The organism is Pseudomonas sp. CC11G (genome assembly GCF_056174845.1).
The window spans coordinates 42,677-64,376 of sequence record NZ_JBWBZC010000012.1 but is presented as its reverse complement, the minus strand read 5'-3'; the positions used below and the strand labels follow the sequence as shown (position 1 = coordinate 64,376).

Annotated in this window: 16 protein-coding genes, 2 tRNA genes and 1 pseudogene; 11 read left to right on the top strand and 8 right to left on the bottom strand. The window is 61.4% G+C overall.

The genetic code is table 11. The annotated features are described in order from the left end of the window. Window positions 1-32 precede the first annotated feature (32 nt). From AC0V2S_RS15800 to AC0V2S_RS15790, 3 genes are all read left to right on the top strand, one after another. Window positions 33-470 (top strand): MerR family transcriptional regulator, encoded by a 438-nt coding sequence (locus AC0V2S_RS15800; RefSeq protein ID WP_475510557.1) that lies wholly within the window; start codon window positions 33-35, stop codon window positions 468-470. A gap of 77 nt (window positions 471-547) precedes the next feature. Continuing rightward, on the top strand, window positions 548-748 hold the full coding sequence (locus AC0V2S_RS15795; protein WP_475510556.1) for a type II toxin-antitoxin system VapB family antitoxin: 201 nt from the start codon (window positions 548-550) through the stop codon (window positions 746-748). 1 nt (window position 749) lies between these two features. Then, window positions 750-1,067: a type II toxin-antitoxin system VapC family toxin gene (locus AC0V2S_RS15790; protein WP_475510555.1), complete on the top strand. Its 318-nt coding sequence runs from the start codon at window positions 750-752 to the stop codon at window positions 1,065-1,067. Between the two features lie 112 nt (window positions 1,068-1,179). Here the strand turns inward: AC0V2S_RS15790 and AC0V2S_RS15785 are convergent, their stop codons facing one another. The 7 genes and pseudogenes from AC0V2S_RS15785 to cysM form a co-directional block, all read right to left on the bottom strand. After that, window positions 1,180-1,602, bottom strand: a complete 423-nt coding sequence (locus tag AC0V2S_RS15785; protein WP_475510554.1) for a DUF1810 domain-containing protein — start codon at window positions 1,600-1,602, stop codon at window positions 1,180-1,182. A gap of 131 nt (window positions 1,603-1,733) precedes the next feature. Further along, complete coding sequence (locus tag AC0V2S_RS15780) at window positions 1,734-4,511, bottom strand: hypothetical protein (RefSeq protein ID WP_475510553.1); 2,778 nt, start codon at window positions 4,509-4,511, stop codon at window positions 1,734-1,736. 318 nt (window positions 4,512-4,829) lie between these two features. Continuing rightward, complete coding sequence (locus AC0V2S_RS15775; RefSeq protein WP_457441678.1) at window positions 4,830-5,369, bottom strand: DUF2058 domain-containing protein; 540 nt, start codon at window positions 5,367-5,369, stop codon at window positions 4,830-4,832. 82 nt (window positions 5,370-5,451) lie between these two features. Next, window positions 5,452-6,299: pseudogene (mazG, locus tag AC0V2S_RS15770) on the bottom strand (nucleoside triphosphate pyrophosphohydrolase). A gap of 133 nt (window positions 6,300-6,432) precedes the next feature. Continuing rightward, on the bottom strand, window positions 6,433-8,676 hold the full coding sequence (gene relA / locus AC0V2S_RS15765; protein WP_475510552.1) for a GTP diphosphokinase: 2,244 nt from the start codon (window positions 8,674-8,676) through the stop codon (window positions 6,433-6,435). Window positions 8,677-8,754: 78 nt separating this feature from the next. Then, entirely contained in the window at window positions 8,755-10,107 is a 1,353-nt protein-coding gene (gene rlmD, locus AC0V2S_RS15760) for a 23S rRNA (uracil(1939)-C(5))-methyltransferase RlmD (RefSeq protein ID WP_475510551.1), read from the bottom strand. Continuing rightward, window positions 10,107-11,015, bottom strand: coding sequence for a cysteine synthase CysM (gene cysM / locus AC0V2S_RS15755; RefSeq protein ID WP_475510550.1), 909 nt, complete (start codon window positions 11,013-11,015; stop codon window positions 10,107-10,109). The genes rlmD and cysM overlap by 1 nt, the downstream gene beginning before the upstream one ends. A 417-nt stretch (window positions 11,016-11,432) precedes the next feature. On the opposite strand from cysM, the gene AC0V2S_RS15750 reads away from it, so the two are divergent. From AC0V2S_RS15750 to AC0V2S_RS15740, 3 genes are all read left to right on the top strand, one after another. Continuing rightward, window positions 11,433-14,189 carry a response regulator gene (locus AC0V2S_RS15750; RefSeq protein ID WP_475510549.1) on the top strand — a complete coding sequence of 919 codons (2,757 nt, stop codon included), beginning with the start codon at window positions 11,433-11,435 and terminating at the stop codon, window positions 14,187-14,189. Window positions 14,190-14,280: 91 nt separating this feature from the next. Then, on the top strand, window positions 14,281-14,718 hold the full coding sequence (locus AC0V2S_RS15745; RefSeq protein WP_475510548.1) for a hypothetical protein: 438 nt from the start codon (window positions 14,281-14,283) through the stop codon (window positions 14,716-14,718). Next, on the top strand, window positions 14,718-15,125 hold the full coding sequence (locus tag AC0V2S_RS15740) for an META domain-containing protein (protein WP_475510547.1): 408 nt from the start codon (window positions 14,718-14,720) through the stop codon (window positions 15,123-15,125). Before AC0V2S_RS15745 ends, AC0V2S_RS15740 begins: the two co-directional genes overlap by 1 nt. Before the next feature lie 17 nt (window positions 15,126-15,142). Here the strand turns inward: AC0V2S_RS15740 and dinB are convergent, their stop codons facing one another. Then, window positions 15,143-16,195: a DNA polymerase IV gene (gene dinB, locus AC0V2S_RS15735; protein ID WP_475510546.1), complete on the bottom strand. Its 1,053-nt coding sequence runs from the start codon at window positions 16,193-16,195 to the stop codon at window positions 15,143-15,145. A gap of 137 nt (window positions 16,196-16,332) precedes the next feature. Between dinB and AC0V2S_RS15730 the strand changes: the two genes are divergently transcribed. The 5 genes from AC0V2S_RS15730 to AC0V2S_RS15710 all read left to right on the top strand — a co-directional run bounded on the left by AC0V2S_RS15730 (window position 16,333) and on the right by AC0V2S_RS15710 (window position 21,602). Then, a tRNA-Met gene (locus AC0V2S_RS15730) sits at window positions 16,333-16,409 on the top strand. Window positions 16,410-16,538: 129 nt separating this feature from the next. Beyond that, window positions 16,539-16,615: transfer RNA gene (locus AC0V2S_RS15725), tRNA-Met, on the top strand. Between the two features lie 321 nt (window positions 16,616-16,936). After that, on the top strand, window positions 16,937-19,579 hold the full coding sequence (gene mprF / locus AC0V2S_RS15720; RefSeq protein ID WP_475510545.1) for a bifunctional lysylphosphatidylglycerol flippase/synthetase MprF: 2,643 nt from the start codon (window positions 16,937-16,939) through the stop codon (window positions 19,577-19,579). Next, window positions 19,579-20,841 carry a virulence factor family protein gene (locus AC0V2S_RS15715; protein ID WP_475510544.1) on the top strand — a complete coding sequence of 421 codons (1,263 nt, stop codon included), beginning with the start codon at window positions 19,579-19,581 and terminating at the stop codon, window positions 20,839-20,841. Before mprF ends, AC0V2S_RS15715 begins: the two co-directional genes overlap by 1 nt. A 212-nt stretch (window positions 20,842-21,053) precedes the next feature. After that, entirely contained in the window at window positions 21,054-21,602 is a 549-nt protein-coding gene (locus AC0V2S_RS15710; protein WP_475510543.1) for a cytochrome b, read from the top strand. Window positions 21,603-21,700 lie beyond the last annotated feature (98 nt).

The window sequence follows — 21,700 nt, the reverse complement described above, 5'->3', positions numbered from 1 at the left end:
TTTAAGGTCAATACCCTTTCTGGAAACCACGCATGAAAATCGGCGAACTGGCTCAACGCACTAACCTCGCGCCGTCGCGCATTCGCTTCTACGAAGCCAGCGGCCTGATCGCTGCCCAGCGCCACGCCAATGGCTACCGGCACTATCCGGCGCACGCCGTGCATACCCTGGAAATCATCCTCAACGCCCAGCGCGCGGGCTTTAGCCTGGAAGAAATCCGTCGCTTCCTGCCCGACAACAACGAAGCGGGCTGGAAGCACGACGAAATTCTGAGCAGCCTGCAACGCAAGGTGGGGGAGATTGAAGCCATGCAGGAACGCCTGGCGCAGAACAAGGCACGGCTGCTGGAGATCATCGCCAATATCGAAAACAAACCCGAGGGCATGGGCTGTGATAGCAATGCCGAGCGGGTGTTGGCGCAGATGCGGGAGGGGCGATGTGGGGAAGAAGAGGTTTTACTAGGCCAATGAGGGTTGCCAAAAAACGCAGGATCTTTAGATTCACTATTGACGCATAATTGCATCAACTTTGATGAGGGCTCGTTCATATGCGCACTACCGTAACCATTGACGACTCGCTTTACGAAAGAGCGTTGGAGATGGCTGATCCGGGAACGGATAAGGCGGACATTTTCCGCGAAGCGTTCAAAACCTTCGTTCGTGTACAAGCCGGCAAGCGCCTGGCTGCATTGGGTGGCTCGGCACCTGATATGCAAGGCATTCCTCGCCGCAGTGAGAAGGCAACCTGATATGGGGGTGCTGGTCGACACATCGGTGTGGGTAGACCATTTCCGAAATGGAAATGATGGGCTGGCCAAACTAATCAGTCTGGACCTGGCCATGACTCATCCGATGGTGATCGCGGAAATTGCTTGTGGAACTCCGCCGGCTCCACGCGCAAATACCCTGCTCTACCTATCACTGCTACAGACGTCCAATCAGGCAAGCCTCAACGAAGTGATGGCTTTCATCGAAAATGAAAAGCTCTATGGCCTCGGCTGTGGTTTGGTGGACCTGACCCTTCTTGCCTCAACCCTTATTACCCCGGCACGCAGCTATGGACGTTAGATAAACGCTTAGCCGAGCTAGCTGTCCGGTTTGGTGTCGGGCACGGCTCACTGCTTCACTGATCTCGATATCTGGATTTTTGTTAATAGATGCCTGCTCCGGCACTCTGCACCTACCCCACCCGCGCCAACGTAAGCGGATCCGCATGCCCCTCAAAAAAATGCTCCAGCACCTGAGCAAAAATATTCGGTTCATGGGCCAGCGTGGCGAACAGCGTCATGCTCGAGCACAGTTTCATATCGTCTGGCGTACCCAGAATCTCCCGCGCGCTGCGTTGGCTCCAGGCCAGCAAGGCTTGGGTGCAGGCGTGTAAACGCGGGCCGAGAACGGGATGGGTGACATAGGCGTTGGCTTCGTCCAGCCCGGAAATTCCGTAGCGTTGAGCGGTGGCGCTATGGCCCAGACCGTGGAGCTGGGGAAAGATAAACCACATCCAGTGGCTTTGTTTTTTGCCCGCCTGCAGTTCGGCAAATGCCTGGTCGTAGGTGGTGGCTTGTGCATCGACAAAGCGTTGCAGGTTGTGGATATCGGCCATCGGCGGGCCTCCGGAAGTGTTGGTCTAGGGGGTTCGACCGGGCACGTTCCAGAGTGTTCGAACTGTTTGATGGCCATTGCGCATCATAGGGCGCCTTCAAGCGGCGCGCCCCATCGCTTTCCCGTTACCGTTCAATAGCGCATGGCGTTGCCTTTCAGACTGCCAGGTCCGGGGCCCTGCAAATACGTCCACAAGGCTGCAGCCACATCCGGCTGATCGGCGCGTGGTTCACCAAACAACAGCTGCCCCATATTCAAACCCAACTGCCGATAGCTCTCGAACTGGGCCTCGTCGAACGACTGGTCGGCGGTGGTTTCGTTGGGAAATGCCGGGTGCGTTTTTGCGTAGTTCTGCACGTCGGCGGGCAGGTCGGCGATGTTCCAGGGTTTGAGGACCAGAATCTTGCAGCGCAACCCCATATGCCGGTCTTTATCGTACACATCAAGCATCACAGCGCAGCCCTGAGGCCCCAGCCTCGCCGGCTCGGCGAACTCTTTCATGGAGAAAAACACCTTGCCCAGTACGGGGTGCTTCTGGATGTCCAGGTCCTCTTCGATCTCCAACGCGTGATCAATGCGCGCCAGGCGTATCAGGTTGGCAACGTCGTCAAACCCATAGGCCTGATCGCAGCCGGAGTCGCATAACACGATCAACTCGACCTGGCGGCCCTTGCGCAGCAGCTCATAGGCGGCGGTGTTTTCGAAATGGCCGCCATCGGACAGATATTGGAAGTCGCGGCGGTAGCCGTGGAAGGTCGCGGTCAATTCGTAGAACAAGTAGGTTTGCGTCGGCAACACCCGCGCCAGGCCCGTGTCTTTCCACTCGCGCTGGTCGTGCTTGCCCTCCCCACTGTCAATGAAGTTGCACGGCCACCAACAGCCGAGGCGCACGTTCGCCAGCCCCAACGCCAACGACGTGCCCAACGTGGTGGCCCGGCCCAGGCCGGTAGTGACCGCCGCACCCGAGGTGGCCACCCAGTGCGAGAGAGAAAGCGGCTGGGTGATTTCGCTAAACCATTTATGCCGGGTGGAGCGCGTGCGCGGCTCACCATCGAGGATGTAACTGACCACATCCATATCGTGCTGCGCCGGATAAAAATTCGGTGCCAGGCACAGCGGCTTACCCTTGCGTTCGCGCTGCACCAACTGCTCGCCGGGGTCGACGGTGAGGTTCATGGTCACATTGATCAAGTGCACCGGCGCGCAGGTTTGCGTGCCGTAGTAGGTCTCGAGCAACACGTCGTCGCCAACCAGGGCATCGGCCACACTTTTGAACTGCCGGTCGAGATTGGCGTGGTCATCGGCTTTGTCCGTATGCCGATTTTTGAACGGTTTGAATGTTTTGAAACGGCGGCGGTTGGACGCCCCCAGATACGCCCGCGCCAGGCGGCTGGAGTAGAAGGCATGCAGCGATGACAGATTGAGAAAACCAATGAATTGGCCCGACATAAATGTCAGCAGGAACGAGGCCACTAGCAGGCCCGATAGCCGTAACCAGGCGTCGGTGCAGAGCGGGTCGCTCACCACCCCGCCGTTCCATCGCACCCACTCCACCGCCATGCCCCACAGCACCGCCAGTGAGAACAACATCACCACACCCACCACACCTGCAATCACATTTACCGGCACTTTCTGAAACCAGCTGGGCAGGGTCTTTTCATCGAACAACGTCGAGATCTTTTTAATCAGTACGATCAGCCCCACCAGCACCGCTGACGGTGTGTAGGCAAGGTTCCAGCCGCCCACCACTTTGGCGTAAGCGAAGTGCGAGGTTTCGACCACCAGCGCCAGAAAAAACAGCAGGCCGGCAAAGAGAAACGCCTCGGAAAGACGCCGGGTGGCGACCACCCGAAAGCTGCGTACCGAGAGGATGCCGCCAGGGCAATCATCCCGGCTGCTCAATAGCTTCAACGGTCCCGTCATCAGCAGTTGCAGCACAACCGCCCAACCGATGATCGCCGCGACTGCCCAACACAAAATGGCCGTAGCTTTGCTTCCCGGCGGCAGATAAAACCCGGCGGTGGCGAGCCCGGCGGCGGCGATTACATGCAGGGCCAGGCTGAGGTTCAATGCCCTGGCGCGCTCCTCCTGGCTTTCCTGGGCGTACACCATCCAGAAGGCCAATATCAGCGGCATTACCGCCACGGCGAACCAGACAAGCGGCAACCCCCATAATGAGGTACACACCCAAGGCGCGATCTTTTTATCACTCAACTCGCCGCCCGGTGTGCAGAGCGAGCTATCGCCGAGCAGCACCGAGGCCAAGATGCACAGGGTCAATAGAAACAGCAGCGGCATGCCGATCACGAAATGCACGGCGAGGAAATTTCGGATCGATAACGCAATGGCGTAGAACAGATCGCCCGAGCCGTTGGGCAACAGGTAGCGGCCGTTTTCCCGCAGCCAGGCCATGGGGCCTTCGCCGGGGTTGGTGGTGAACTCATAGTCTTTGTTCGAATGGATGCGCCCCGGCGGCTCGAACTCGAACACTTTGTAGGCCAACTCACCGGCATCTTTTACCGATTGGCGGCAGATGCCATCCTCACCTTCCTTTTTCTCGGTGAGGCTCAATCGCCCCGGGATAAACAGGCTGCCGAAAAAAGAACCGATGTAACCGCCGCCGCTGACTGTGGATAAGTAATCGAAATGCGGCAGCAGCTTGCGGCTCACCGCTGTTTCGCCATACCGACCGCACGCCTCAGGTGCCGGCGCTCTGGCCATGGCCTGCAAAACGCCCTGGGCAAAGGTAGCGCTGCGAATACCTCCGCCCGATAACGCCAGCGCCCAATGCCGCTCCGGCGGCGCCTTGTTATCCAGCGCCAGGCACTTGCGGCGCAGGTTTATGCGAGCTTTTTCGGCACTGTATTGCAGGGTTTGGCCAGCTGATTGGTTGTCGTCCGACGTTGTCATGTAAGCGCCCTCGAAGTCCCTCCTCGAGTCTTCAAGCACCCACACCTGAAAACTCCCCGTTGCTCAATTGGCAGAAACCAGAACAGCCAAAGGCGCGCGCCCGCTTGCACGGGAACGGCATTTCTTTTTATTGAACGGGATTACTCAGGCAGGTACTGCGGACCGCTTTCTTGCCAACCACACGCCGTCCTATGTCGCTGCGCAGGGGCGATGGCGCACGTAGCACAGCGGTGCAATGAAGGTAGTCGTCGGCAAGGCGAAGCGCCACTGCCCGCCGCGAAGGCGGGCGGGCGCTTCAGATAAGGATGGGCGAGGGGCTTACCACATCAGATCATCAGGAATCTTGTACGCCGCGTACGGATCGTTGGCGTCGTCTTCTTCGGTCTGCACGTTGAGTTGTACGATGCGCCGAGGGTCGCGTTCCTGGATTTTCAGCGCCGCTTCCCGGGGGATGATTTCGTAGCCGCCGCCGTGTTGCACGATAGCCAGCGAGCCGCTGCTGAGCTTGTTGCGCATCAGGGCGTTGACGGAGATGCGCTTGACCTTCTTGTCGTCAACGAAGTTGTAGTAGTCCTCGGTGGTCAGCTTGGGCAGACGGCTTTGCTCGATCAGCTGTTTCACCTGCGCGGCTTCGGCTTTTTTCTGCGCCTTTTCCTGCTGCTGACGATTCAGCTCCTGGTCGCGGGCGATTTTTTCCGCCTTGGCTTCCTGGGCGATGCGCTGCTGGGTGTCGTCCACCTCAACCTGGCCTTTGTGCTCCAGGCGCTTTTGTTTCTGCTTTTCCTTGCTGACCTGTTTGGCCTGCTTCTCGTTGACCAGGCCGGCTTTCAGCAACTGGTCACGCAATGACATGCTCATTCGTAGACGACTCTCTCAAGGGCACTGGTAAAAAACGTCGGTATTCTTCCACAAGCCGCAGCATAAAACCTACCGGCCTGACTTATCCACAGCTGCCGGTGCCCGATGCCGCCACCTGGCGCTCGGCGTGTTTGGCCTGGCCCCAGATGGTATCCAGCTCTTCCAGGCTGCACGCCTGAATATCCCGGCCCTGCTCGCGCAGCACTTGCTCGATAAAACGGAAACGCCGTTCGAACTTGGCGTTGGCGGCACGCAGCGCGGTTTCCGGGTCGGCCTTCAGGTGCCGGGCCAGGTTGACCACCACAAAAAAAGGTCGCCGATTTCCTCGGCCATCGCCTCCTCGTCGTTGGCGCTCATGGCTTCCAGCACTTCATCGAGTTCTTCGCGCACCTTGTCCACCACCGGCAGCGCTTCGGGCCAGTCAAAGCCGACCTGGGCCGCACGTTTTTGCAGTTTGGCGGCGCGCGAAAGAGCCGGCAGCGTATTCGGCACATCGTCCAGCAGCGACAGTTGCTCCGGGGCTGCGGGCTTCTCGGCGCGCTCCTCGGCTTTGATTTCTTCCCAGCGCTGCTTTACCGCCGCTTCGCTCAAGCGGGCCATATCTGGCGCGCCGTACAGGTCGCCGTCGGGGAATACATGAGGATGGCGGCGCACCAGTTTGCGAGTGATGGCGTCGACCACCGTAGCGAATTCGAAACGCCCTTCTTCCTGAGCCAGCTGGCTGTAATACACCACCTGAAACAGCAGGTCGCCGAGCTCGCCGGGCAGGTGCTCGAAGTCGGCACGCTCGATGGCGTCGGCCACTTCGTAGGCTTCTTCGATGGTATGGGGAACGATGGTGGCGTAGTTCTGCTGCAAGTCCCACGGGCAGCCGTATTGCGGGTCGCGCAGGCGGGCCATGAGGTGCAGTAAGTCGGGGAGTTGGTACATGGACAGGCAGCCCTCAAACCATGGAGACACTGTGTTTCCAGGAATCGAGGCTAAAGCCTCTCCCACAGTGGATTGAGGTTCCCTGTGGGAGAGGCTTCAGCCTCGAGTTTTTGATCTTTGCAGACCCGCGGTATCAAGACGTTCTGTGGCGGCGCACTTCGATGATGTTGGGGAGTTGGGATATACGGCCGAGCAAACGCCCCAATGCATCCAACCCCGGAATCTCGATAGTCAGCGACATGGCGGCGGTGTTGTCTTCCTTGTTGGAACGGGTGTTGACCGCCAGTACGTTGATCTTCTCGTTGAGCAGCACCTGCGACACGTCGCGCAGCAAACCGGAACGGTCATAGGCGCGAATGATGATGTCGACCGGATAGGTCTGCACCGGCACCGGGCCCCAGCTCACCTGAATGATGCGCTCGGGTTCACGGCCGCCCAGTTGTAGCACCGAGGCGCAGTCCTGACGGTGAATGCTCACACCACGGCCGAGGGTGATATAGCCAACGATGGCATCGCCCGGCAGCGGCTGGCAGCAGCCGGCCATCTGGGTAAGCAGGTTGCCCACGCCCTGAATCTGGATATCGCCGCGTTTGCCCGGTTTGAAGCCGGTGTGCCGGCGCGGAATCAGCTCCAGCTGTTCGTTGCCACGTTCCGGCTCGACCAGTTGCTGCGCCGCGTTAACCACTTGCGCCAGGCGCAAGTCGCCAGCCCCGAGGGCGGCAAACAGGTCTTCGGCGGTGCGCATATTGGCTTTTTCCGCCACCTTGTCGAAGTCGACACTGGGCAGCGCCAGGCGCGCCAACTCGCGCTCCAGCATGGTTCGGCCAGCGGCCACGTTCTGGTCGCGGTCTTGCAGTTTGAACCAGTGAACAATCTTGGCCCGCGCCCGCGAGGTGGTGACGTAGCCCAGGTTGCTGTTCAGCCAGTCACGGCTCGGCACACCGTGCTTGCTGGTGATGATTTCCACCTGCTCGCCGGTTTGCAGGCTGTAGTTGAGCGGCACGATACGGCCGTTGATCTTCGCGCCGCGGCAGTTGTGACCGATTTCGGTGTGCACGCGGTAGGCGAAGTCCAGCGGCGTAGAGCCCTTAGGCAAGTCGATGGCGTGGCCGTCGGGGGTAAACACGTAAACCCGATCGGGCTCGATATCCACCCGCAGCTGTTCGGCCAGCCCACCGATATCGCCCAGCTCCTCGTGCCATTCCAGCACTTGGCGCAGCCAGGAGATTTTCTCTTCGTAGTGGTTGGAGCCGGATTTGACGTCCGTGCCCTTGTAGCGCCAGTGCGCGCAAACCCCCAGCTCGGCTTCTTCATGCATGGCGTGGGTGCGAATCTGCACTTCCAGCACCTTGCCTTCCGGGCCGATTACCGCGGTGTGCAGCGAGCGGTAGCCGTTTTCCTTGGGGTTGGCGATGTAGTCGTCAAACTCCTTGGGAATGTGCCGCCACAGGGTGTGGACGATGCCGAGCGCGGTGTAGCAATCGCGCATTTCCGGCACCAGCACCCGCAACGCGCGCACGTCGTAGATCTGGCTGAAGGCCAGGCCCTTGCGCTGCATTTTTCGCCAGATGGAATAGATGTGTTTGGCCCGGCCGCTGATATCGGCCTGCACGCCGGTGGCCGCCAACTCGTCTTTGAGCTGGGCCATGACGTCGGTGATAAAGCGCTCGCGGTCCAGCCGCCGCTCGTGCAGCAACGTGGCGATCTGTTTGTACTGCTCGGGCTCGAGGTAGCGGAAAGACAGGTCTTCCAGCTCCCATTTGATATGGCCGATACCCAGGCGGTGGGCGAGCGGCGCGTAGATATCGAACACTTCGCGGGCTACGCGCTGACGTTTTTCGTCGTCGCCATTCTTGATGGCGCGGATGGCGCAGGTTCGTTCGGCCAGCTTAATGAGCGGCACGCGCACGTCGTCGACCATGGCCACGAGCATTTTGCGCAGGTTATCGACCTGCACCTGGGTGCCCAGCACCAGCGACTCGCGCGGGTTGAGGCTGGCGCTGATGGCGGCCATGCGCAGCACGCCTTCAATCAGCTTGGCCACCACCGCGCCGCAGCGCTGCGCCACGTTAGCCAGGGGAATTTTGCCCTCGCGCACGCCGCGATAGAGCACGGCGGCTACCAGCGAGTCCTGGTCGAGTTTGAGGTCGGCGAGAATTTCGGCGATTTCCAGACCCGTGCGAAAGCTGGAGGTGCCTTCGGTCCACAGGTTCTGCGCAGCATTGGCTTGCTGCTCAGCTTCGCGGGCGAATTCGCACGCGGCTTTGAGGGCCTCACGATCCAGCGCCGGGTCGACGCTCAATACATGATCGAGCCAGGCCTCTAGGTTGATGCTGCCATCCGTGTTGATCGGTTGCTGCGCTCTAACCTGTACCATCGTTTACCTTCCCTACGACGCGCAGTCCACACGCCGAATATCGCTGACCTCTGCGGGTCAGTCGGTTACGCGAACATCCTAGTCCGCCACAAATAACGCCATCGCCTCGACATGTGCCGTCTGTGGAAACATGTCGAGGATTGCGGCACGTTTTAGCCGGTAACCCTGTTGCACCAACACCGCCGTGTCTCGCGCCAGTGTGGCGGGGTTGCAAGACACATACAGCACGCGCTTGGCACCCAGCTTGGCCAGTCCCTCCACGGCCTGTAACGCGCCGTCTCGCGGGGGGTCCAGCAGTACAGCGGAAAATCCTTGGGCGGCCCAGGGGGCATCGGCCAGCGAGTTCGACAAGTCGGCCTGGAAAAAGTGCACGTTGCCCAGACCATTGGCCAGGGCATTGCTCGCTGCCCGCTCGACCATCACTTGCACGCCTTCTACTGCCACCACTTCCTGCACCTGGCGCGCCAGGGGCAAGCTGAAATTGCCCAGCCCGCAGAACAGATCCAGAACCCGTTCATTCGCCTCTGGTGCTAACCAGTCTAGCGCCTGGGCGATCATCGCCTCGTTTACCGGCGCATTCACCTGCACAAAATCACCGGGGCGATAGGCTAGCTGCAAATCCCACTGCGGCAACTCGTACCCCAGTGCCTGGGTGGTATCAAAAGGTTGCGGTTCGTCTGTGCCGTGCAGCCACAGTTGCGCTTCGTGCTCAGCGCAAAACGCCTGCAACAGCGCCACATCGGCGTCCGGCAACGGCGCGGTATGGCGCACCAAAACAGCGCTGGCCGTGCCGCTGAACAATTCCACGTGGCCCAGCGCCTGGGGCTTGGACAAACGGCGCAGCACCTGCGGTAACACCTGCACGATGGACTGCAAGGGCTGTACCAGCACCAGGCATTCGCTGATGGAAACGATGTCTTGGCTGGCCGCTGCACGAAAGCCGACGTCCAGGCGCTTGGCCTTGGCGTCCCAGCGCACGGCAATGCGCGCGCGGCGCCGGTAACCGAACTCCGGACCGACCAGAGGCGGCGCCCATTCGTCCGGTTGCACGCCGGCGATGCGAGTGAGCTGATCGTTCAACTGTTGCTGTTTAAGCAGCAACTGCTGCTCATGGGGCATATGTTGCAGGCTGCAGCCGCCGCATACCGAGGCATGTCGGCACGGCGCCGGGCGACGCGACGGAGCCGCCACAAGAATGCGTTCGGCACGGGCATCGACAATCTGGCTGCGGGCGCCAAGCACACGCGCTTCCACCTGCTCGCCCGGCAAGGCGCCGGCGACGAACCAAGTGCGGTTCTCGAAAAAGCTGATACCACGGCCGTCGTTGGCCAGGCGCTCGATACTCAGGCGTTGTTTCTTGCCAACCGGAATCTGTGCCGCACGTGTGCCGCCGCTGGGTTGAAAGCGCAGCTCGGTGGGTTTCTTAGCCATTAGAGTGGGTCATCGTAGACGCCAGTGGACAGGTAACGGTCGCCACGGTCGCAGATGATGGCAACGATGGTGGCGTTCTCCACTTCCTGCGACAGGCGCAGCGCCGCCGCTACCGCACCGCCCGAGGACACGCCGCAGAAGATGCCTTCTTCGCGGGCCAGACGGCGCATGGTGTCTTCGGCTTCGCGTTGCAGCATGTCGACGATGCGGTCTACGCGCTCGGCCTGGTAAATCTTCGGCAGGTATTCTTCCGGCCAGCGGCGGATGCCGGGAATGGCCGAGCCTTCCATCGGTTGCAGACCGATGATCTGGATGGCCGGATTCTGCTCCTTGAGATACCGCGAGGTGCCCATGATGGTGCCCGTGGTGCCCATGGAACTGACGAAATGGGTGATGGTGCCCTGGGTCTGGCGCCAGAGTTCCGGGCCGGTACCGTTGTAGTGAGCAATCGGGTTGTCGCCGTTGGCGAACTGGTCGAGCACAATGCCCTTGCCTTCGGTCTGCATACGCTCGGCCAGGTCACGGGCGCCTTCCATGCCTTCTTCTTTACTGACGATGATCAGCTCGGCGCCGTAGGCGGTCATGGCGGCCTTGCGTTCGGCGCTCATGTTGTCCGGCATGATCAGAATCATGCGGTAGCCCTTGATCGCCGCCACCATCGCCAAGGCGATGCCGGTATTGCCGGAGGTGGCTTCGATCAGCGTATCGCCGGGCTTTACCGCGCCGCTGAGTTCGGCGCGGGTAATCATCGACAGCGCCGGGCGGTCTTTCACCGAGCCGGCGGGGTTATTGCCTTCCAACTTCACCAACAGCGTATTGCTGGTGTCGCCCGGCAGGCGCTGCAGGCGCACCAGAGGGGTGTTGCCAACGGTGTCGGCAATGGTTGGGTAGGTAATAGGTGTAGTCATGAGAAAACTGTCCGATCCAGCGGGGGGCACATAATAGCGAGAATTAGGGGAAACGACCTCCCGAACTTCGGCGCGATTGGCTTCACGCGCCGCGCACGCCTGGTAATTCTGGATCCCCGCATGCGCGGGGATGACGGTGGTTGCTGACGTATCTGCGTCATTCCCGCGTAGGCGAGAATCCAGGGGTAGGTTGGGTTGAGCTACAAGCGAAGCCCAACATTGCGTCCTGCCTCTTGGGCACCTTCTGGGTAAGCCTTCAAGGCTTGCCCCGCACGGGCTTGAACAGAACGTCTTCAGGCATTGTTGGGCTTCGCAGCACTCAACCCAACCTACGCCCGCGAACGCCGGTTTTATTCGCTGTTAGCCAGGCGCTACACTGCGGAACGGGCTTGGAGCCGGTTTTTCAGTGAGGGTGAAGTGTTCAAGGATCTCAGCATCAAGGGCCGCGTGTTGCTGCTCACTCTGCTTCCCACCAGCTTGCTGGCCTTGGTGTTGGGCGGCTATTTCACCTGGATGCAGCTCTCCGATTTGCAAGCGCAATTGCTGCAACGCGGGCAAATGACCATCGAGCAACTGGCCCCCATCGCCGCCCCGGCCCTGGCGCGCAGCGACTCGGCGTTGCTGGAACGCATCGCCAATGAGGTGCTGGAACAGCCCGACGTACGCTCCGTGCACTTTCTGGCCAACGACCATTCGCGCCTGGCCAATGCCGGCCCAAGCATGCTCAACCCAATGCCCGATGGCGATAACCGTATTCTGTTGCTGCGTAGCGGCAACGATGCCACGCGCTTTTTATTGCCGGTGTTTGGCCGCCACCGCAGCTTGTCGGGCGACCCGGTCGCCGACGACCCCGACCGCCTGCTGGGCTGGATCGAACTGGAACTGTCCCACCACGGCACCTTGCTGCGCGGTTACCGCAGCCTGTTCGCCAGCCTGTTGTTGATCATCACCGGCCTGGGCGTAACAGCCTTGCTGGCCGTGCAGATGAGCCGCTCGATCAACGACCCGTTGCGGCGCATCAAGCAAGGCGTGGCGCTATTAAAGGAAGGCCGTCTGGAAACCCGACTGCCGCCCTTGGGTAGCCACGAAATGGACGAGCTGGCCTCGGGCATCAACCGCATGGCCGAAACCCTGCAGAACGCCCAGGAAGAACTGCAACACAGCATCGACCAGGCGACCGAAGACGTGCGACAGAACCTGGAAACCATCGAAATCCAGAACATCGAACTGGATTTCGCCCGCAAAGAGGCGCTGGAAGCCAGCCGCATCAAGTCGGAATTCCTGGCCAACATGAGCCATGAAATCCGTACGCCGTTGAACGGCATTCTCGGCTTTACCAACCTGCTGCAGAAAAGCGAGCTGACCCCGCGCCAGCAGGATTACCTGGGCACCATCGAAAAGTCCGCCGACAGCCTCTTGGGCATCATCAACGAGATTCTCGATTTCTCGAAAATCGAAGCCGGCAAACTGGTGCTGGAAAATATCCCGTTCAACCTGCGCGACGTGTTGCAGGACGCCCTCACCATTCTCGCCCCTACCGCGCATGCCAAGCAGCTGGAGCTGGTCAGCCTGGTGTACCGCGATACGCCAATTGCCCTGATCGGCGACCCGCAGCGTCTCAAGCAGGTGTTGACCAACCTGGTCAGCAACGCGATCAAATTCACCCGCGAAGGCACCATCGCCATTCGCGCCATGGTCGAGGAAGACAACGGCGAACGTGCGCAACTGCGTATTAGCGTGCAAGACACGGGCATCGGGCTGTCCGATGAAGACCTGCGCGCACTGTTCCAGGCCTTTAGCCAGGCAGACAATTCGCTGTCCCGGCAAGCCGGCGGCACGGGCTTGGGCCTGGTGATTTCCAAGCGTCTGATCGAGCAGATGGGCGGTGAAATCGGCGTGGCCAGCACCCCGGGCGAAGGGTCTGAATTCTGGATCAGCCTGAGCCTGCCTAAAGCCCGTGAAGATGCCGAAGACAAACCACAAGCGCCGCTGCTCGGGCGTACCGTGGCGGTGATCGAACAACACGAACTGGCGCGTCAGGCCCTGCAACATCAACTCGAAGACTGCGGGTTGCTGGTGGTGCATCACCAGCATCTGGACAGCCTGCTCAATGCCGTCAGCGCCCAGCAATACACCGACAATCCCATCAGCCTGGCGGTGCTTGGCGTCACGTCGCAGGATTTGCCGCCGGAGCAACTCAGCCAGCGCGTATGGGACCTGGAGCGCATCGGCTGCAAGAGCCTGGTGCTGTGCCCCACCACCGAACAGGCGCTGTATCACGAGTCGTTGCCCGACGCCCACAGCCAGCTGCAGGCCAAACCGGCATGCACGCGAAAAATGCAGCGGGCGCTGATCGAACTGCTCGGCCCGCGCCATCAGCCCGCCGAACACGCACCACCTGCGCCGCTTAGCCGGCCGCCGCGGTTGCTATGCGTCGACGACAACCCGGCCAACCTCAAGCTGGTGCACACGCTGCTCACCGACATGGGCGCCGAGGTGACGGCGGTGGATAGCGGCTTTGCTGCCGTGGATGTGGTCAAACACAAAACCTTCGACCTGATTTTTATGGACGTGCAGATGCCGGGCATGGACGGGCGCCAGGCCACCGAAGAAATCCGTCATTGGGAGTCAGAGCAGGAAGCCGTGCCGACACCCATCATCGCCCTCACCGCCCACGCCCTGGCCAATGAAAAACGCGCGTTGCTGCAAGGCGGCATGGACGACTACCTGACCAAGCCCATCAGCGAACGGCAGTTGGCGCAGGTGGTGTTGAAGTGGACCGGCCTGGGCATGCGCAATCAAGGTAACGAGCGCGCTGCGGAAACGCCGCAGTCGCAACCGACTCACAAAGTGCTGGATGAGGAAGAAGGTCTGCGTCTGGCCGCCGGCAAGCCCGATTTGGCTGCCGACATGCTGAGCATGTTGCTCGCCTCCCTGGACGGCGATCGCGACACTATTCGCCAGGCCCGCGACAACGACGACCGCGCAGCCCTGATCGAGCGCGTGCACCGTCTGCATGGCGCCACCCGTTATTGCGGCGTGCCGCAACTGCGCGCAGTGTGCCAGCGCACCGAAACGTTATTGAAGCAGGACGACCCGGCGTACAGGGCAGCACTGGATGAGCTGGATGCGGCGATGGTGCGACTGGCCGATGCCGTCAAACTCACCGTCTGAGGATACCGCCGCTTGGCCGCCCTGCCCGGCGGCCCGCGATGCCCGTGGTAAGATGCCGGCCTCGTTTTTCTTACCGAACTGAATCTGCGCCATGGCCGAACACGACTTTCGCTACAACCTGCTCAACCCCGAACACACCCTGATCGAATGCCGCGCCCTGGTGCCCGGCCGCTATCAGGTCACCGGCAATGGCGGCTCGGTAAAAAGCGGCGACGTGCTGCTGGTTACCCTCAAAGGCAGCCGCGACCTTTCCATGCGCTTGAACGTCGACAAGGTTCGCCACCTGATCAACCCGACCGGCCAATGGGTAGCCGTGGCACAGGGCCCGGTGTTTACCGAGTTGTCTATCCTCAACTGGCAAGTGAAATGCGACGGCTGCGACAAGCAGTTGGACTTTGAATTTGCGGTGGACGCCGCATTGGGCAAAAAAGCCCATGCCCCGGCTGCCGAAGCCCGTATCACCGAGCTGCACTGGCAGAACCGCAACGGTCGTCACCTCTGCCCGGCATGCCAAACCAAGGAGGCCTGATGAAAGCAAACCTCGCCCTCGGCGTGCTTGCTGCGAGCCTGATGGGCTGCGCCAGCGATGCCCCGCAACTGGAACAGGACAGCGCTTACCAAGTGGAATGGATTGGCGAACGTCCGCTGATCGACAACAGCCACCTGACCATCACTCTCGGTGCCGACGGCCGCGCCTTCGGCAGCGCCGGCTGCAACCACTGGTTCGCGACCTATAGCCTCAAAGGCCAGCAGATCAGCTTCAGCCAGGCCGGCAGCACGCGCAAAATGTGCCCGCCAGCGCTGATGGAGCAGGAGCAACGCTTCCTTAACGCACTCAGCGAAGTGCAGCGTTGGGATATTTCCGAGATTGATCAGCTGCAATTGTGGCCGGCGGAAGGTAAGCCGATGCGGTTGTGGCCAGCGGAATATAAGTAAATCCGCGCGCCCTCGTCCTACGGGAACAGCTCCAACTGTTCCCGCACCCGCCGCAAATCGATTAACCGCACCCCCACCCCAATCAGCCGCACCGGCTTGCCGCCGCGCTCGAAGGCGTTGCTGAGCAGCTTGCGGTAACTGTCCAGATCGCGACCGGCGCCGGCCTGTTCCAGGGTGGTTTGGGTGAAGTCGTGGAATTTGAGTTTTACCAGCGGCTTGTCCGGGCGGTAGCTGGCGTCCAGGCGCTGCATGCGGCGGTCCAACTCGTCCAGCAGACCGGGCAACCGCTCCAGGCAGGCGTCGAGATCTGGCAGGTCTTTGTCGTAGGTGGTTTCGACGCTGATGGTCTGGCGCCGATGGTCGGTCTGCACCGCGCGGTCATCGACGCCGCGGGCCAGGTTCCACAGGCGCTCGCCAAAACTGCCGAACTCACGCGCCAGCTCCACCTTGCTCCATTCGCGCAATTGCGCGCAGGTTTCGATGCCCAGGCGCAGCATTTTGTCGGCAGTCACTTTGCCCACGCCGTGCAACTTGCTCACCGGCAGCACCGAGACAAAGCCTTCCACCTCATCCGGGGTAATCACAAACAGCCCGTTGGGTTTGCGCCAGTCGCTGGCGATCTTGGCCAGAAACTTGTTCGGCGCGATGCCAGCGGACACGGTGATATGCACTTGGGTCGAAACGCGGCGGCGAATATCCTGAGCAATTCGTGTGGCGCTGCCAGAAAAATGTGGGCAGTCGGACACGTCCAGATAGGCTTCATCAAGCGACAGCGGCTCAATGATCTCGGTGTATTCGCGGAAGATCCCCTGAATCTCTCGGGACACTTCTTTATATACGTCCATGCGCGGGCGCAGGATCAACAGGTCCGGGCACAGCTTGAGGGCATGGCGCGACGACATGGCCGAACGCACGCCATACGCACGCGCTTCGTAGTTGCAGGTGGCGATTACCCCGCGCCGATCCGCCGAACCACCCACGGCAATGGGCCTGTTTGCCAGGCTCGGGTCGTCGCGCATCTCGATGGCTGCGTAAAAACAGTCACAATCCACATGGATAATCTTGCGCACGAAAAGTCCGGTAAGCCCCGTCCGGCATGGCCTGGAAGGCGGCAGTGTAACATCGCGCCTGCGCTAAGCATCTGAACAAACAACAGTTTTTCAGGATTAAAGGTTGACAGCCAAGACTTCGACTGTAGAATGTGCGGCGCGGGATGGAGCAGTCTGGTAGCTCGTCGGGCTCATAACCCGAAGGTCGTCGGTTCAAATCCGGCTCCCGCAACCAAACAAATAAAGGGCCACTTACTGAGTAAGTGGCCCTTTTTTGTTGCCTGCGTTTTTTGTGTGCGCATAACTCTTTGATAAAAAAGAAATTAGCGGTTGACACAGAAGCGCCTGACTGTAGAATTGCCGGCGCGGGATGGAGCAGTCTGGTAGCTCGTCGGGCTCATAACCCGAAGGTCGTCGGTTCAAATCCGGCTCCCGCAACCAACATTTAAAGGCCACTTGGAAACAAGTGGCCTTTTGTGTTTCTGGCGTTTGGAACCTCTCCCCGCTCCCTCCTCTATATATAAAGCAGCCTGCCATCCTGCTTGACCGCTCGCCCGCCATGAACCACTACTAAGTAAGCACCATCTGGAAGTGCAAACCGGTTGCTCCGCGCGCCAACGCAGCTGATCATTGCCGGGCTCGTTCGCCATAGGGAGTCATGCATGCTTTACCCAGGACCGCCGTACGCTTCGCGACCTACCTCCGCAGCTCCACCCGTTCTCGTTCGCCTTGCGGCAATCCAGACTCCTTGCGAGGTGCCGAATGCGCGCTAGCCCTCCAGATGCCCAACACCCGCCAGCCTCCGACGTACACCCGTCGCGCCTGCAATGGATGGAGCGCCTGAGCACGTACCGCCAGCCCATCGGCTTGGCCGTCACGCTGCTGCTGTTCACCATCGCCCTGATTGCCTGCCGTCATCTGGTCAATGACCTGGACCCCGACTCCCTGCGCGAGTCCGTACTCAGCGTGCCCAAGAGCGCCCTGTTTGGCGCGCTGGGCGCCACCGTGGTCGGTTTTATCATTCTGCTCGGCTACGAATGGTCGGCCAGCCGCTTTGCCGATGTGAAGCTGCCGCTGCCGACCCTGGCCTTTGGCGGCTTCAACGCCTTTGCCATCGGCAATGCGGTGGGATTGTCGATGCTGTCCGGCGGCTCGGTGCGTTACCGCCTCTATGCGCGCAACGGCCTGGGCCCTGGCGAAGTCGCGCGCATGACGCTGTTCGCCAGCCTGTCGCTCGGCTGTGCGCTTCCGGTTCTCGCCGCCCTGGCCACCCTGAGTGATTTGCCGGCCGCATCAACGGCCCTACGTTTGCCTGCCAGCGTTCTGGCCGCCATCGCCGTCGCCATCCTGCTGGGTTGCGGTGCACTGCTAATCGCCATCGGCCGTCGCCGCCTGCCCGCCGCAGAACAACCCATGGCGCATAACCTGCTGATTCAGGTGGGTCGCCGCACACTGCGAGTACCCGGTTTGCGTCTGGCTGCGTTGCAGCTGTTGATCACCGCACTGGACGTGGCCGCCGCCGCCACCGTGCTTTACCTCCTGCTGCCTGAAGCCCCGCCCTTTGGCGCCTTCCTGCTGGTGTACCTGCTGGCCCTGGCCGCCGGCGTGCTCAGCCATGTGCCTGGCGGTGTCGGTGTGTTCGAAGCCGTGCTGCTGGCGGCCTTCGCCGACCAACTGGGCAGCGCACCGCTGGCCGCCGCCCTGTTGCTGTACCGCCTGATCTACGTGGTGTTGCCGCTGCTGGTGGCCTGCCTGCTGTTGCTGTGCAACGAAGCCTACCGCCTGATCGTCAAGCACCAGGCAGTGCGCGTGGCGTCCGGCCTGGCCGCGCCGGTGCTGGCGTTGCTGGTGTTTATTTCCGGCATGGTGCTGCTGTTTTCCGGTGCCACCCCGGCCATTGACTCACGCATCGAAGACCTCGGCTTCCTGATTCCCCACCGCCTCATCGACGCCTCGCACCTGGGCGCCAGCCTGATCGGCGTGCTGTGCCTGCTGCTCGCCCAAGGCCTGCGCCGTCGCCTATCGGCCGCCTGGGTACTCACGATGGTGCTGCTGCTGTTCGGCGCACTGCTGTCGTTGATGAAGGGCTTTGACTGGGAAGAAGCCAGCCTGCTGACCTTGACCGCCTGCATGCTCGCGGTGTTCCGCCGTTCGTTCTACCGCCCCAGCCGCCTGCTGGAGCTGCCGTTTTCGTGGGTGTATCTGGTCGCCGCGCTGTGCGTGTTGGGCGCCTCGATCTGGATGATGTTCTTCGCTTACCAGAACGTGCCGTACGAGCACCAACTCTGGTGGCAGTTCGCCCTGGATGCCGGCGCCCCACGCGCACTGCGTTCCGCCCTGGGCAGTGCGCTGCTGCTGGTGATCGTGGTGCTGACCTGGCTGCTGCGCACCGAGCCGCCGGAAATTCGCCTGCCCGACGACGCCGAGCTGGACACCGCCGCGCGCATCCTGCAAGCGTCCGACCAGCCTGACGGCGGCCTGGCGCTCACCGGCGACAAGGCCCTGCTGTTCCACAAAGGTGACGACGCCTTCCTGATGTACGCCCGTCGCGGGCGCAGCATGATTGCGCTGTACGACCCCATCGGCCCGGCGCAGCAACGTGCCGAACTGATCTGGCAATTCCGCGATCTCTGCGACCTGCACCACGCCCGCCCGGTGTTCTACCAAGTGCGTGCGGAGAACCTGCCCTTCTATATGGACATCGGCCTGACCGCCCTCAAGCTCGGTGAAGAGGCGCGCGTCGACCTCGCCGCCTTCGACCTTGAAGCCAAGGGCAAGGAAATGAAAGACCTGCGCTACACCTGGAACCGTGGCGGCCGTGACGGCCTGTCGCTGGAAATCCATGAAGCCGGCGCGGCGCCGATGGACGACCTGCAAGCCATCTCGGCCGCCTGGGTCGAAGGCAAGAATGTGCGCGAGAAAGGCTTCTCCCTCGGCCGCTTTACCCCGCAGTACCTCAAGCGCTTCCGCATTGCCGTCGTGCGCTTTGAGGGCCGCGCCGTGGCGTTCGCTAACCTGCTGGAAACCCAGAGCACGGAATTGGCCAGCCTCGATCTGATGCGCGCTCACCCCGATGCGCCGAAGCTGACCATGGAATTTCTGATGCTCGGCCTCATCCTGCATTACAAGCAGGCTGGCTACAGCCGCTTCAGCCTGGGTATGGTGCCGCTCTCCGGCCTGCAACCGCGGCGCGGCGCACCGCTTACCCAGCGCCTGGGCGCCATGGTGTTCCGCCGCGGCGAACAACTGTACAACTTCCAGGGCCTGCGCCGCTTCAAAGACAAGTTCCAGCCCGACTGGGAACCGCGCTACATGGCCGTACCGGCCGGGCTTGACCCGCTGGTAGCCCTGGCCGACACCGCCGCCCTGATTGCGGGCGGCCTGACAGGATTGGTGAAACGCTGATGATTCGACGCTTTTGGCGACCGCTGTTGGTCGCACTTCTCGTGGCTGGCGTGGCCGTTGCCGTGCTGCTATTCAAACGCGGCGGCAACGTACCGACGGTGGAGCAACTGCAACTGAGCGATGGCAGCGCCCTGACCCGGGTAATTCCGCGCAGCACCGCAAAGGCTCAAGTGGCCATCGGTGTACCGCCGGACATGCTGCTGACCGAGGCCCAGCTGCTGGCGATCAGCCGCGACAGCCAGGCCCAGGTCGTGCAATTCAGCCTTGAAGGCACCGACTGCGCCGTGCAGCAAAAACGCCTGCAAGACAGCCTCGCCCAACTGAGCGGCCCCGCTACTCTGGTGGCCGGCATCGGCCCAGGCGCCACCCTGGCGTGGAACTGGTTGGCCGGGCAAACCAACGACCAGGCCAAGGCCCTGTCGGTGGACTTCTCCATCGAAAAACCCGACTGCCCGCAGCCGCCGAAAGCGCCCCACGGCCACTGGGTAGCCGCCTGGAACGACAACCCCGATGACCCAAGCGCCGCGTTTGCCCGCGAGCAGAGCAATGGCGTCACCAGCATCAGCGACTACGACACCACCCTGCCCCAGGTATTGGATAAAGAGGTCCGCAACCTGCTGCAAGGTGAGAGCGATGCCATGCCGGTGGTGGAAGTGCCTGCCGCTGACCCCGACAAAGCTTCCGACACCGTCAGCCTGTTCTATTCCGGCGACGGCGGCTGGCGCGACCTGGACCGCGACGTGGCCGAGGAAATGGCCAAGCGCAACTACCCGGTCGTAGGTGTCGATGCGCTGCGTTACTACTGGCAGCACAAGAGCCCGGAACAAAGCGCGGTCGACCTGGCGAAGCTGATGAAGCTGTACCGGGATAAATGGGGCGCGAAGAACTTTGTACTGATCGGTTATTCGTTCGGTGCCGACGTGTTGCCGGCCATCTACAACCGCTTGCCGCCGGCTGCTCAGCAGCAAGTCCGCGGCATTCAACTGATCGCCCTGGCTCGCAGCGGCAGCTTTGAGATTGAAGTGCAGGGTTGGCTCGGCACGACCGGCAAGGAAGCCGCTACTGGGCCAGAAGTGGCCCGTTTGCCCGCTGCCAAAGTGCTGTGCGTGTACGGCAAGGATGAAGTGGCTGAGAGCGGTTGCACCGAAGCCACCACCGTCGGCGAACGACTGGAGCTGCCCGGCGGCCACCACTTCGACGAAGACTACCCGGCGCTGGCCGTGCGGCTGATCAAAGACATCGAGAAGCGGCCGGAGCCGTAGACCGAACGCCCGCCCCATCACCGTCATCCCAGCGAAGGCTGGGATCCAGTATTTCGGATTGATCCTCAGACCTCGACCTATCCAACATTCTGGGTCCCAGCATTCGCTGGGACGACGGTGGACGCTGCCAGTCGTGGTGCTCTTCATCAAATGCTAAGGTCTCCCTTCTAACCCGCCCAAGAGCGGGCCTCTGGCAGAAGAAGGAAGACCTGATGAGTTGGAAAAACAGCGAGTCCCGTTACGGCACCGCCAGCATCACATTGCACTGGCTGATGGTGATTCTCTTGGCGGCGGTTTACGCCTGCATCGAACTGCGTGGCATCTTTCCCAAAGACAGCGTCGAACGCGACCTGATGAAGCAATTCCATTTCATGCTCGGCCTCAGCGTCTTCCTGCTGGTGTGGCTGCGTCTACTGCTGCGCGTTATCGCACCGACGCCGCGCATTGAACCGGCACCACCGGCCTGGCAAATGCTGCCGGCCAAGCTGATGCACCTGGCGCTCTATTTGCTGATGATTGGCCTGCCGTTCGCCGGCTGGCTGATTCTGAGCGCCGCCGATAAGCCAGTGCCGTTTTTTGGCCTGGAGTTGCCGCACCTGGTCGGCAAGAACCCCGACCTGGCCAAGCAGATCAAGGAATGGCATGAACTCGGTGGCTCGGTGGGGTACTGGCTGATTGGCCTGCATGCCGTGGCGGGGCTGGCGCATCACTATGTGATTCGCGACAACACGCTGCTGCGGATGTTGCCGCGCCGCAGCTAAAAGCATCGCGGCGTAGGTTGGGTTGAGCACAGCGAAGCCCAACAATCCTCAACACCGAGAACGTTGGGCTTCCTTCGTCAACCCAACCTACGCATCTC

Excerpts from the sequence above, each read along its gene's own strand:
- AC0V2S_RS15800 (WP_475510557.1), top strand. The coding sequence starts at position 33 with ATGAAAATCGGCGAACTGGCTCAACGCACTAACCTCGCGCCGTCGCGC.
- AC0V2S_RS15795 (WP_475510556.1), top strand. The coding sequence starts at position 548 with ATGCGCACTACCGTAACCATTGACGACTCGCTTTACGAAAGAGCGTTG.
- AC0V2S_RS15790 (WP_475510555.1), top strand. The coding sequence starts at position 750 with ATGGGGGTGCTGGTCGACACATCGGTGTGGGTAGACCATTTCCGAAAT.
- AC0V2S_RS15785 (WP_475510554.1), bottom strand. The coding sequence starts at position 1,602 with ATGGCCGATATCCACAACCTGCAACGCTTTGTCGATGCACAAGCCACC.
- AC0V2S_RS15780 (WP_475510553.1), bottom strand. The coding sequence starts at position 4,511 with ATGACAACGTCGGACGACAACCAATCAGCTGGCCAAACCCTGCAATAC.
- AC0V2S_RS15775 (WP_457441678.1), bottom strand. The coding sequence starts at position 5,369 with ATGAGCATGTCATTGCGTGACCAGTTGCTGAAAGCCGGCCTGGTCAAC.
- relA (WP_475510552.1), bottom strand. The coding sequence starts at position 8,676 with ATGGTACAGGTTAGAGCGCAGCAACCGATCAACACGGATGGCAGCATC.
- rlmD (WP_475510551.1), bottom strand. The coding sequence starts at position 10,107 with ATGGCTAAGAAACCCACCGAGCTGCGCTTTCAACCCAGCGGCGGCACA.
- cysM (WP_475510550.1), bottom strand. The coding sequence starts at position 11,015 with ATGACTACACCTATTACCTACCCAACCATTGCCGACACCGTTGGCAAC.
- AC0V2S_RS15745 (WP_475510548.1), top strand. The coding sequence starts at position 14,281 with ATGGCCGAACACGACTTTCGCTACAACCTGCTCAACCCCGAACACACC.
- AC0V2S_RS15740 (WP_475510547.1), top strand. The coding sequence starts at position 14,718 with ATGAAAGCAAACCTCGCCCTCGGCGTGCTTGCTGCGAGCCTGATGGGC.
- mprF (WP_475510545.1), top strand. The coding sequence starts at position 16,937 with ATGCGCGCTAGCCCTCCAGATGCCCAACACCCGCCAGCCTCCGACGTA.
- AC0V2S_RS15715 (WP_475510544.1), top strand. The coding sequence starts at position 19,579 with ATGATTCGACGCTTTTGGCGACCGCTGTTGGTCGCACTTCTCGTGGCT.
- AC0V2S_RS15710 (WP_475510543.1), top strand. The coding sequence starts at position 21,054 with ATGAGTTGGAAAAACAGCGAGTCCCGTTACGGCACCGCCAGCATCACA.